The sequence below is a fragment of the Ruminiclostridium josui JCM 17888 genome (assembly GCF_000526495.1).
Taxonomy (GTDB): Bacteria; Bacillota; Clostridia; order Acetivibrionales; family DSM-1351; genus Ruminiclostridium; species Ruminiclostridium josui.
Window position 1 is genome coordinate 2,144,010 of the sequence record NZ_JAGE01000001.1, and the last position, 13,262, is coordinate 2,157,271.

General features: G+C 36.9%; 9 protein-coding genes. 7 read left to right on the top strand and 2 right to left on the bottom strand.

Annotated elements, in window-relative coordinates; all coding sequences use genetic code 11:
* Positions 1–156 precede the first annotated feature (156 nt).
* The 5 genes from spoIID (at position 157) to argS (ending at position 5,593) form a co-directional block, all read left to right on the top strand.
* A complete protein-coding gene (gene spoIID / locus K412_RS0109980) occupies positions 157–1,185 on the top strand; it encodes a stage II sporulation protein D (RefSeq protein WP_024832977.1) in 1,029 nt (342 codons plus the stop codon).
* Between the two features lie 71 nt (positions 1,186–1,256).
* A complete protein-coding gene (locus tag K412_RS0109985; protein ID WP_024832978.1) occupies positions 1,257–2,081 on the top strand; it encodes a M23 family metallopeptidase in 825 nt (274 codons plus the stop codon).
* Between the two features lie 185 nt (positions 2,082–2,266).
* Positions 2,267–3,397, top strand: a complete 1,131-nt coding sequence (locus K412_RS0109990; protein ID WP_024832979.1) for a D-alanine--D-alanine ligase family protein — start codon at positions 2,267–2,269, stop codon at positions 3,395–3,397.
* A 71-nt stretch (positions 3,398–3,468) separates the two neighbouring features.
* Positions 3,469–3,936: a YwiB family protein gene (locus K412_RS0109995; protein WP_024832980.1), complete on the top strand. Its 468-nt coding sequence runs from the start codon at positions 3,469–3,471 to the stop codon at positions 3,934–3,936.
* A complete protein-coding gene (argS, locus tag K412_RS0110000; protein WP_024832981.1) occupies positions 3,899–5,593 on the top strand; it encodes an arginine--tRNA ligase in 1,695 nt (564 codons plus the stop codon). Before K412_RS0109995 ends, argS begins: the two co-directional genes overlap by 38 nt.
* Before the next feature lie 69 nt (positions 5,594–5,662).
* Here argS and K412_RS0110005 read toward each other — a convergent pair whose 3' ends face one another.
* A complete protein-coding gene (locus K412_RS0110005; protein WP_024832982.1) occupies positions 5,663–6,589 on the bottom strand; it encodes a polysaccharide deacetylase family protein in 927 nt (308 codons plus the stop codon).
* A gap of 322 nt (positions 6,590–6,911) precedes the next feature.
* The gene (locus tag K412_RS0110010; protein WP_024832983.1) at positions 6,912–8,606 is read right to left on the bottom strand and encodes a methyl-accepting chemotaxis protein; all 1,695 of its coding nucleotides are present in this window, start codon (positions 8,604–8,606) and stop codon (positions 6,912–6,914) included.
* Between the two features lie 267 nt (positions 8,607–8,873).
* On the opposite strand from K412_RS0110010, the gene K412_RS0110015 reads away from it, so the two are divergent.
* Entirely contained in the window at positions 8,874–11,597 is a 2,724-nt protein-coding gene (locus K412_RS0110015; RefSeq protein ID WP_024832984.1) for an S-layer homology domain-containing protein, read from the top strand.
* A 27-nt stretch (positions 11,598–11,624) separates the two neighbouring features.
* Positions 11,625–13,238, top strand: coding sequence for an S-layer homology domain-containing protein (locus K412_RS0110020; RefSeq protein WP_024832985.1), 1,614 nt, complete (start codon positions 11,625–11,627; stop codon positions 13,236–13,238).
* Positions 13,239–13,262: the final 24 nt, after the last annotated feature.

Genomic DNA, 13,262 nt, shown 5'->3' on the forward strand with positions numbered 1-13,262 from the left:
TTTAAAAGCGGGTTTGCTAATATGGTAAGCTCGTTTTTTGCATGTTAATATATAATTATGCCAGTTCATAAAAAATCTTTTTATGAATATATATAATCAATGGCACTGTAAAGTGTCCGTATTTTGAACAGGTACATTGGGACATGGGTGGTTAAAATGAAAAAAGTTATCAGCTATATATTATTAATGGCTATTATTGTTGTATTGGTTCCTTTTGGGATTATCAAGATGAATGGTAAAGAGGAAGGCCCAATACAGGTTCCGGACAAAATAAAGTCAAATACCGGTACTGAAAAACAAGAAAATGAAATTACTATAAATGTTTACATACATACTCAAAAAAAAACCGTGAAGATGTACTTGGAGGACTATATTAAGGGTGTTTTAGCAGCGGAAATGCCTGCTGAGTTTGATATAGAGGCCTTAAAGGCACAGGCTGTGGCTGCCAGAACATATGCACTGGGAAGGGCGGCCAAGCTGTATGGTTCAAGGGGTGTACATGATGATGCAGATGTATGCACTGACCATACACATTGTCAAGCGTGGTTAAGCAAGGAACAGGCCATGAAAAATTGGGGACTACTATCTTCTTTTAAATACTGGAATAAGATAACCGAGGCGGTTAATGAAACAGAAGGTCAGGTTATCGAATATAACAAAGTACTTATAAACCCGCTATTCCATTCCAATAGTGGAGGGCACACAGAGAATGTGGAGGATGTTTGGAGTGGGACAAGTGAGCCATACCTTAAGGGAGTTAAAAGCATGGGTGAGGATAAGTTTAAGGAGTATGAAAGTACTATTGTGTTGTCGGAATCTGAAATGATAAATACCTTGAAAAAAAATAATCCTAAGATTAAAATTAGTGGCAAGAATCTACTTGAAAATATTAAAATAAATGGATATTCTTCAGGGAATAGAGTATTAAGTATGAATATAGGCAACGTAAAAATAAAGGGAACTGATTTTCGTAAAATGTTCAATCTAAAGTCTACCAACTTTAAATTAAAAAGAATAGCTGGAGGTAAAATATCCATTACAACATACGGTTATGGTCACGGAGTGGGTATGAGCCAGTGTGGTGCAGACTATATGGCTCAGAAGGGAAGTACATATAAGGAGATTTTGAAGTACTATTATAAAGGTGTTGAGATTACAAAGCTGGACTTATCGAGGAAAAATTAAATCCACCATTATATCCATGTATATTGTTTACAATATAGGAAACAATATTTAATGGAGGTGGAATATACAATATGAAGAAACTTATTCCAGACGAAAATAATTGGAAAAACAAATTGTCTAAATTTTTCAGCGGCAAGGGGCTTTATATAGTTTTGGCAGTTTGTATAATATTTGTTGCGGCAACGGCAATATTATTAACAACTCAAAACATGAACTCTGATGTCGGTATGGATACCGGTAAAATAATTCCTGGTGAAGTTGCTAATGATGGTCAGGATGATGCATCAAAAGCAGTGTCCGGCAAATTGGACAAGACTGGAGCAGCAAATCAGACTACGGGTGCAAAAACTGCACAGTCGGCGGCAAATGAGACTGCAAAGTCCACACCAACACCACCAAAATCAGGTACCGATAAAAGTAAAAGTACCTCAGCAAATGTAAATGCTATTGTTAAGTTCAGCTGTAGGCCGGTAGATGGTCCTATTATGAAAGACTTTACCCGTGATATTAATACTTTCTCAGAATCAAAAACTCTGGGAGATATAAGAGCACATGACGGTATTGATTTCAAGGTAGATAAGCTTACAAAAGTTAGAGCAGTTGCAGCCGGAACAATATCAAAGGTAGAGGATAATGCCAATGGAATAACTGTTGAGATAACCCATTCAAATAACTTGAAAACCAGATATGCGGGATTGTCCAAGCAGAATCTTGAGGACATAAGCTGTGGATTAAAGGTCAAAGCCAATGAGATAATTGGACTTGTAGGTGACCCAATTCAGATAGAGTGTGAAGACGGACCGCACCTTCATTTTCAGGTTTTGAAAAACGGTAAATCAGTTGATCCGGCACCCTATTTAAGTGTACCGTCAACTGCTAATGGACAAGAAAAATAAAACAAAACACTCATAATACATTACAGAAGAAGTACCGTACATCTAGGATTAATAGATGGAGGTACTTTTCTTTATGTAAAATTCATGGAAAGGGCTTTCTCTGGGCATTATTGTATTATTGGTACTTAAATAGTAAAATAGTAAATATAATTTAATAATTAATTAGAATATTTGGGGGTAACCAGATGTCAAAGAAACGAGTAGCTATTATTTTTGGCGGGCAATCATCCGAGCATGAAGTATCAAGAATATCAGCCCAGTCAGTAATAGAAAATATAGACAGGAAAAAATATGATGTTGAAATCATAGGAATTACAAAAAACGGACAGTGGCTTAAATATGACGGGCCTGTTGAAAAAATAGGAAATGGTGAATGGGAGGACATTGCACAGAAAAAGCTTCTGGGAAGTAATATTTCAGCAAATGAAACCCCATCTGACATAACTACCATAAATTCAGCAAAGCAGGTTATAGTTGGCAATGCAAAAGCTCCCATTGATGTTGTATTTCCGGTTCTACATGGCTGTAACGGTGAAGACGGAACTATTCAGGGACTTTTTGAACTTGCAGGAATTCCGTATGTAGGCTGTGGTGTACTAGGTGCTGCAATTGGAATGGATAAGGCGTATACAAAGATAATATTTGAAAAGGAAGGCCTTCCTCAAGGTGATTATCTTGTATTTAACAGAAAGCAGGTATATAACCAGATGGATGAAGTTGTAGCTCAGGTAGAAGGCAGACTTACATATCCCTGCTTTGTAAAACCATCTAATGCTGGTTCATCTGTTGGTGTTAACAAAGCCTCTGACCGAGAAAGTCTTGAAAAGGCCTTGATTATTGCAGCTAAAAATGACAGGAGAATTCTTGTGGAAGAATTTATCGACGGCAGAGAGATCGAGTGTGCTGTTCTAGGTAATGACAATCCAATAGCATCAACGGTGGGAGAAGTAGTACCTTGCAATGAATTCTATGATTATGAGGCAAAATACCAGGTGGGTGACAGCTCAAAAGTAGTGATTCCTGCGGAAAATCTGTCTGAGGAAACTGTAGCAAAAATCAGAGAGTATGCGGTAAGAGCCTTCAAGTGCCTTGATTGTGCCGGGTTATCCAGAGTAGACTTCTTCGTTCATAAAGACACAGGGAAAATTTATATAAATGAAATTAATACTCTACCGGGTTTTACTCAGATAAGTATGTACCCCAAACTTTGGGCTGCTAGCGGTATCCCTTATTCAGAGCTTATTGACAAATTGATTGAGCTGGCATTCGAGAGATATGAGGACACCAGAAGAGAGTATACAAACACACTGGATTAAATAAATGTTGAAAAATTTACCGCAAATGTATATTATATTGAAAGTACAAAAGGTTTCAAGGAGGAGACTTAATGAGTAAAGATGTGATAATAAATGTAAAGGGTGTTCAGATTGGCGACGACAATGACCCCAATACCCTTGAACTTATCACAGAAGGGAAGTACTATCAGAAAGGCGGTAATTATTACATTACCTACAAAGAAAGTGAAGTAACTGGTATGGAAGGGACTACCACTACATTGAAGGTGGGAGAGGGGGTTGTAACCCTCATGAGATTTGGAAAGGTTAATTCACAGTTTGTTTTTCAGAAAGGTCAAAAGCATGTTTCAAGCTATAATACTGAGTATGGAAGCTTTACAATAGGGGTTTATGCAAATAATGTAGATATAAATATAAATGAAGCAGGTGGAGAAATCAGAATAGGTTATCAGATTGAAATAGACAACCAAGGTTCAGGAAGAAATGATTTTTATATGTTAATCAGGGAGGCAGGAACTGCAAATGAGAAATATAAACTCGGAAATACGCCAGCAAATTAAGGATGCTGTTATCAATTCAATAAACAAGTCTGTTGAAACAGGTGAGCTTCCTTTTCTGGAAATAAATGATATTAATATTGAAGTACCAAGAGAAAAAGGTCATGGTGATTTTTCAACAAACGTGGCAATGCAAATTACAAAAGCCGCTAAAAAACCACCGAGACAAATAGCTGATACTATAATAAAAAACATAAACACTAACGGAACATATATAATAAAGGTTGAATGTGCAGGACCTGGATTTATTAACTTTACACTGGACAACAAATACCTTTATGAAACAATTAATATAATAGAGCAGGAAAAGGAAAACTACGGCCGTATCAATATCGGAAACGGTAAAAAGGTTATGGTTGAGTTTGTAAGTGCGAATCCAACAGGACCACTTCACATGGGAAATGCCAGAGGAGGAGCACTTGGAGACTGTATAGCAAGCGTTTTGGATGCTGCGGGTTATAATGTTACAAGAGAATTCTTAATAAATGATGCCGGAAATCAGATAGAGAAATTCGGTACTTCACTTGAAGCCAGATATATTCAGCTAATAAAGGGTGAGGATGCCATAGAGTTCCCAGAGGACGGATACCATGGTGAAGACATCATAGAACATATGAAGGATTTTATTGCTATACATGGCGATAAATACATTAATGTGGATTCCGAAGAGAGGAAGAAGGTATTCGTAGACTTTGCACTTCCAAGAAATATAGCAAGGATAAGAGAAGGCCTGGAAAGCTACGGAATACATTTTGATGTGTGGTTTTCAGAGCAGACACTTCACAAAAGCGGTGAGGTAGCAGAAACAATACAGCTTCTCAAAGACAAGGATTGCACCGTTGAAAAAGATGGAGCTCTTTGGCTAAAAGGCTCAGTAATTGGAAGCGATAAGGATGAGGTACTTGTAAGAAATAACGGTATTCCTACTTATTTTGCCGCGGATATTGCATATCACAGAAATAAGTTTGAAAAGAGAGGTTTTGAGTGGGTAATAAATCTCTGGGGTGCTGACCACCATGGTCATGTAGCCAGGATGAAAGCGGCTATGGCTGCACTGGGGATTGACCCTGATAAACTGGATGTAGTATTGTTCCAATTGGTAAGACTATACAGAAATGGCGAGATTGCAAGGATGTCCAAAAGAACAGGTAAGTCAATATCACTTATGGACTTGGTTGAAGAGGTAGGAAGAGACGGAGTAAGATTCTTCTTTAACACAAAAGCTTCAGGCAGTCATTTGGATTTCGACCTTGATTTGGCTGTCAAGGAGTCCAATGAAAACCCTGTTTTTTATGTACAGTATGCACATGCCAGAATATGCAGCATGTTTAAGCTTCTTGAAAGCGAAGGCATAAAGATTCCTGCTGTAAGTGAAATAAAAGTTGAATTACTTGATAAGCCAGAAGAACTTGAACTTATCAAGAAGCTTTCAGAATATCCAGACGAAGTAAGAATATCAGCTGAAACTCTTGAACCAAGCAGACTTACAAGATATGTTCACGAGGTTGCTTCAACCTTCCATAGCTTCTACAATGCATGCAGAGTTAGGGGAGAGGAAGAAGAGATTATGAAAGCAAGACTTGTGCTTGTTAACTGTACAAGAACAGTAATAAAAAATGTTCTTGATTTGCTTAGTATAAATGCTCCTGAGAGAATGTAACAATGACATAAAAAAGCCGGCCCTTCAAATTGAAAGTGAAGGGGCCGGCTTTTTTAGTATACTTATGTATTACGGAACATAAGTATAAATTTTATTATCTGTAGGACTTAATTTAACACCCTTTATTTCGAACAAATCGCTCAAAGTAACAAAGGTATAACCCTGATTTTTAAGCGTAGGGATTATAATATCAAGGGCTTCAGGAGTTGGGTGAGGTAAAGGTTGAACATCATGCATAAGGAGTATTGCACCATCTCTTGCACCTGCTATTATAGCATCTGCTCTCTGTTGAGCAGTAGTTGACTGAGACCAGTCATTACAGGTTACACCGCCAACAAATGTAAGGTCGATTGCGTCAAACATTGAGCCTCCTATAGCCAAGTTTGGTGCACGGAAGAATTTTGGAGTAGTTCCTGAATATTTTATAATAGCAGCAGTTGTATCATCCACTGACTTTTTGATAGCAGAATAGGACATTCCGCTCATAGTGTCATATGCCCATGAGTGGTTTCCAATTTCACAACCTAAGCTTATTATTCTCTTAATTACAGGTGCTGTTGAATCATTGATTTTTTGGCCTATCATCATAAATGTAGCGGGAACATTATACTTTTCCAGTTTATCCAAAACTTTTGGAGTAAGTGTTACATCAGGACCATCATCAAATGTCAGAGCAACAACCTTTCCAGTTATAGGCGGATTTCCCACTGGTAAAGTAATAGCTCCTAAAAGGAACTTTTTAAGATTAGCAAAATCGATGGCATCTACTGTCTTATCAAAGTTAGTATCAGCAGCTGCGAGGTTAGCGATTGTACCTTTACCCAAAAGGTATGCTTTTACAGTTGCATAATCAATTGAATCAACGACTCCGTCGTTATTTACATCACCGTATTTTACGGTATCTGCAGCGTTACTTGCTGGGCTCATTACAAGCACAGAAGCTGCAACCAGGGACATAGCTAGAAATCCCTTGAAAGCCTTTCTTAAATTAAACATAAATTTGCCTCCTTTTAAAATAAAATAGTTGTTGTGAAATAAAAAAGAACCTCTTTTATCATCCTCCTTATAATTAGATATTAAACAGTAGTTTGAGACAGATTAGGGCTTGATATTAGCCGAGAATTATAATTAATATAATATTGATAATATAATGATTATACTGCCTGTACATTATTATATAACAGGCATATAGAAATTTCTAGGTAAAAAACTATTATTTGTAAAAGATATTTATAAAAGAATTTATAAAAGAATTTATAAAAAAACTCCTCTGGCATAAAAGCAACAGAGGAGTTTGAGTATAACAAATGCGTAATAATTAAATTTTAAAACCTGCAATATATTTCCTAAGACTTTCAGTCGACTTCTTTGAGGCCTCTGAAAGATTTACTACTTCGGAAGCCTTGACTAGCATATCAGAAGTTCTGGAAGCAATATTTGTTGTACCTGATGCACTTTCATTAGCAGAAATTGTTACTTCATTAATGGCTTTTAGCATGTTTTCAATTGATACCAAAAGCTCCTGAGAAGTAGAAGTAAATTCCATAACCAGATTGTCAATACGTCCTGCATCGTCACTGTATTGCTCGCTTGCGGCAGTTTGGCTTGTATAGTCTGGAATAACGGTGTTTTCTATAAACGCCAATATGTTTTTGGAACTGGTTATGAGATCTTCAACAGATGAAAACACTTCTTTTGTCACACCTTGTATTTCACTGACTGCTATTTTGGAATCTTCAGCAAGTTTTCTTATTTCATCGGCAACTACAGCAAAACCTCTGCCGGCCTCACCTGCGCGGGAGGCTTCAATGGCGGCGTTCAATGAGAGCAAGTTGGTTTGAGTGGTTATCTGCATAATGGACTCTGACAATACTCTGATTTTTTCAATGGACTGTGCATGTTCAATAGCTGTTGTCAGCTCACTGTTTGCTGATTCATATACACTATAAGCATAGTCCTTTGACTTTTTAGCGGAAACCATGAGCTCCTCAGCACGCTTACTAATATCTTGAGCTGCGAAGGAGGTTTCCTGAGCTTTAGTTGCAATATTTTCCACTGCTGTTTCTATATCTGCCGATGTTGCATTCATTTCCTCCATAGCCGCAGCGGTTTCTTCCATACCTGCTGACAATTCTTCAGTGGTTGCTGAAATTTCTTCTATAGATGAATTCAAATCAGTTATACTTACAACGGACTTTTTAACAGAATCGTCTATGTTTCCAGACTCACTTATAATAGTTTTAATAATTCCTGATACAGAATCATGTAATGTATTTGCTGATCTTGCCATATGTCCTATTTCGCTTGAATTTTTGAGAACCTTTTTGGGTACTGACACACTGAAATCACCTTCTGAGAATTTATTAAGGCAATCGTTTATAATTTTGATAGATTTGGACATATTATTTCCAATGAGATAGGAAAAAGCAGCTCCCAACAGTAGTATAATTAATACAATAGTGGCTATTTTAACAAGAATATTATTAATTTCCTTGTCTACCACGGATTTGTCTATACCTGTAAACCACATACCAATCACCTTACCGCTGACGTCCTTTAAGGGAGTATAGTATGTAAATGCACTTTTTCCTGCAACCAAGGCAACACCACTATAAACATTGCCTTTTACCAGAACTTGCTCTATAACCTCCTTAGATGCTTTTGTACCAATAGCTCTTTCTCCATTTTCCTGTAGTACGTTTGTAGATACTCTGGTGTCATTTCTGAATATTGTTGCCAGGTTTCCGGTACTTTCTTTAATGTGATCTACAAACAGAGTATCATCATTAATGACATGATCCCCTTTTAATAGAGAATCTCCGGAAACTTTCCAAGCTCCGGGATATTTCTCATTAAGAAATGACAGAGCTAAATTTGCATTGGATTTTATATTATACTCATATTGGTCTTTAACCAATTTTGAAACCATAAAATTCATAAGCAGGAATATAGCTAGAGCAAATAACAGTAGTACTGATGAAAAAGATAAAACGAGTTTAGTTTTTATTTTCATTATACCGTCTCCTTTGTTAATCTATGGATAAAAATATTTTATGTAACATTATAAAGTTACTAAGACATAATATACCCTAGATTTTACCACAAAATCACAAAATCAAACATAGTTTCACATGTTCATATCGGTACCATAAAAATAGTACTATAGTGCTATTTTTTACCAAATTATAGTTGTAATAAAACTTTAATAAAAAAATATGGCAAAAACCCGATATAATTAATATGAATATTATAACTTACTTGGAAAACAGGAGTCAGAAAAATGAATCTATTTAAGCTGAAAAATAAAAAGGGAGAAAATATCATTTTAAAGGTAGCTGCAACAGTATTGAGTATGACTCTTATTACTCAGACCTTTACTGTGAGTGCTGCAAATGAGAAGGTCATAAATTCTTATAATGCAGTATCAACTGGACAGGCCATTATAAATAATCTCAAATATACTGATATAGATGGCCTTGATAATAATTCAAAAAATTCCATATTTCAAAATGGTGCCTTGGGAATTTACATAACACCAGGAAGTAAAAAATTTAACCCAAAAGGTTATATTTCAAAAGAAATGGCCCTTTATTTAATATATACCGCTGCAAACAGAGTCCGTGAGATAGATGAACAGGGCCAGGCGCTTAACAGCGAAAGAACAGTAAAGAAAACTAACCCTCAGGATGTACTCTTTGACGGCAGCTTGCAACTGGCTGCAAATGACGGACTTATATCAGAAACAGATTTGGCTGATGCAATGCAGGCAAACCAAAATAATCTTGGTGCATCAGACTTTAAGAGAAGTGCTCCCGTTCAAAGACAAGAGTTTGCAACATGGATTGCAAAAGCATTAATGATACCGCCTGAACCACAGCAACAGGAATTACTAAACAACTTTTCTGACTGGGAAAGCTGCAAGCCTGAAAATGTACCTTATCTGGAGGCTGTGTTAAGAGCAAAAATCATGAACGGTAACGGCTCAGGAAAATTCCTTCCCACAGGACTGGTTACACGTCAGCAGGCGGCAGCAATCCTTAAAAATGCGGAAGATATTATACTACCTCTTAGAAGCCTTGAACAAAGGAATGCAACTGTAACAGGTATTCAACAGGGAAAAGATAATTCCAACGGAAGCACCACTACATACACTACGATTACTTTAAGAAATTCCGAGGGACTTCTGGATGAAATCACTGTGGTGAAAAGCAGCAGGAAACCCGTATCAAATACAAATGAACTTACTGGTTCTGCTTCGGCATCATACAGCTCGGAACTGCCCGTATTTAAGAATGGTAAAATAACAAGCTCTGCTGATTTGAAAACAGGAGACAAAATACAATACATAGCAGGGATGGAAGATCAGATAGTAAGTTATGTCCGCGTTCTGGCAAAGAATGAAGTGGTGCCCGACGAAGTTGAAAAAGGCTTATATGCAGGAATAGTTGAGGAAAACAACCCGCAGTTAGGATATATTACACTTTACAATGAGGACGGAACAGGAAAAACTCCCCTTGTACTTTCAAAACTTAGAACATATAACTATGCGGACCCAAATGATATTCAGGTATATAAAAATCATGTAGAAGCTCAACTTGATGATATTGAAGCAGGGGATACGGTATTTATAAGGGTTGATTCAAATAACCTGGTTACCTCTGTAAGTAGTGTTGCAAACTACACTGTAAGATATGGAAAGATTATTTCAAAAAAGCTTAGTTCTATAATAGTAGAATTTGATAAGAAGCAGCAGAAGTCCTATAATATTGACCGCACAAATATTATAAAAGATGGAAAACTTGTAAAATACAGTCAACTCAAAGATGGAGATAATGTAAAGCTTTTGATAAACGAAGCCCCAAATCTGACGGTTCTAAAAGAAATCATGATAGAAGGCGGAGACAAGCTTGTTTCTAATGTGTATAAAGGAACTTTTGATAACTATAATAGTATATCAAACACAATATACCTGAATGATCCGTGGACTTTCAGAAACGGAAGTTGGATAAAGGAAACTAACGGTTCAAAGGTAATTGAGCTTGGAAACGGTTTTACGGCGTATTTTGACGGACAAAAAAGAGATTTAAAAGATCTTTCTCTATTAAAAGATAATACAGTTTATATTGCAAGTGAAAAAGACTACGGTAATGGTGAGCTTGCTGTTATGGCTTCCTTTATGGACAGCTCAGACAAGGAAGTACCATATGACGACAAGGTTTACATAACTGGAACAAACAGATTTGTACTTGAAAAGAATTTGGTAAATATCACATATAATCCAGGAACAATTGTTATTAAAGATGGACGCCTTGTTCAGGGAAGCAGTGTATCAACAGACGACTATGCTTATGTTATGGCTAACAGAGACAATTCCGGCAGCGGTAGTACTTTAGTAGCAGGAGTAGTTTCAATAGAACAGAGGCCGGGAACAGAGGCAGTTCAGTTATACAGAGGAAGAATCAGCAGTATAGACGAATACAAGACGGTAACATTGGAATCTTATTCTAAACTTAATGGCACAAATTGGGATTATGCAAATACACCAATGACATTCAGCTTGTCCTCCAATACACGTATTACGGATACGGATGGAATAATAGGACAGGGAGACTTTACTGCTGAAAATACCCAAAATACCTTTAAGGGAAGGACGGTATATATACTTAGTGATGGAACAGATGCGGTAGAAATAAGTACAGCACCATTTGGCAACTATAATATACAAGGTACAGTGAGCGGTACTACAGGTGGTACTTTGGCAGAAGACGGTTCAGTTATACAGGAGCCTCAATCAATCCTTTTGAAAAATTGCCGGTATTACAATACTTCATCACACCTTTGGGTAACTATGGGGGACAGTAATTTTAAAATACTTCCAAATTCATTGATACTCAAAAACAACAAAAAAATTAATCCCAGTGAACTTAAAAAGGGAGATTCATTAAGGATACTCAAGAAGGATAATGCAGTTACTGGAGATGCTTACATTATTATAGTGGAATAACAGGATAAAAGAGTGGAGGGTATTAAATTGAGGAACATACTTTACCAAAGAAATAACAAATACAGCATATTAGCAAAAACTGCAGGCCTTGTTTTATCAGCTGCCTTGACAATAGGCATGGCAGCTCCCGGAACTGCCTACGCACTCCGTGGAGACAGCGGCTACGAAGGAGGTATATCCTCAGGGGAAAACCCAAATGTTACAGTAACATCAACAACAAGCAAAATCAGTTATCAATATCAGGAGCCATTTTTTCTTACAGGAGTCCCCATAGTTCTTACTGGAACAATGACTATAAAAAAGGCACTTAAAACTGATTCAAAGACTGGTGTTCAGACACTTACAACTACATACGATTATAATGTACCAAACTCAAATAACAATTCTCTGGTGAGAAACATAGTAATGACTACCACAATAACTCCCAGAGATAACGGCCAGAAAACAGAAACAACAAAGCTGACAAGTGCTTCGGAAACTCTCAAGCTCAATGGAACAAGTTATTATATATCAAAAAGCAATCCTAACGATTATATGATATCAAAGGCCATTACAAACGACTATCAGCCTGCGGTTAACTATTTTGCCGGAACACTTATAGGTAAAAAGACTTACCATGTAGGAAGCAGCAACAGTGCAGACGTAATTATAGTAGATTCCACTTGTAATACATTTGGATATGATGAATACTGGAGTACTGCAGAAACCCAAACCATACAGCAGACAATTACCAGCCGTAAAGCAGGGCAGGCTTCAATAGTATTGGGAAATGCAAACATAGACATATCAACTACTACTACAAAACAGTTGAAATACTATGAAAATCAACCTGAGCAAATCAGTTTTGAAGGTGGCTATTATAAGACACAGTACAATGAAAATGTCTTAAAATATACAGCTAATCTAAAAGAACTGGATAAAAACGGTGTACCTACAAGTAAAACCGTAACATATACAAAAAGCCTAAAGCTGGAAAGTTTTCCATTTAATGACCCGTTGGTTGCGCCGAATCTTAAAAAGATAAAAGGCCATCCTGCTGAAGAGAGTATTGCTATAATGTTTGGTCTTGAAGCATTTAAGGATATAGACAGCTTTAATCCTCAGGAATATATAAGCAGAGGCGAGTTTGTTGATGCTTTCACCAAGGTTGCACCAGCAGTACCTCTAGATCCGGTTTTCAAGGCTAAGACTACAAAAACCACCACAAGCTCCAGCAAAAAGAAAACACCTGTGGTATTGCTTTTCAAGGATGTTCCGGAAAAGAACAAATACTTTGCAAGTATAAATGACGCTGCTAACAGAGGAATTATATCAACAGGAGGAAACTTTAGGCCTGATGCAAAAATAACCTTAGCCGAAGCAGTTACCATGATAATTAATTCATTGGGACTAAAAGGGCTAGCTCCTAACCCGTCACCTGTTACAAGCTTCAAGGATAACGACAAAATACCTAGTTATGCAAGAGCTCCAATGTATGTTGCCGAAAAAATAGGCTTGATTCAGGAGGACAGCAAAGGATACATTTATCCTACAGCCAAAATAACTAAGGCAAATGCGGCTAGACTTATGAAAGTATATATTGAATATATGAACAGCGGAATACGCGAAGAATATATGGAGCGTATTATAAGTTACAAATAAGAAACCTGTATGGAGGACATTGAA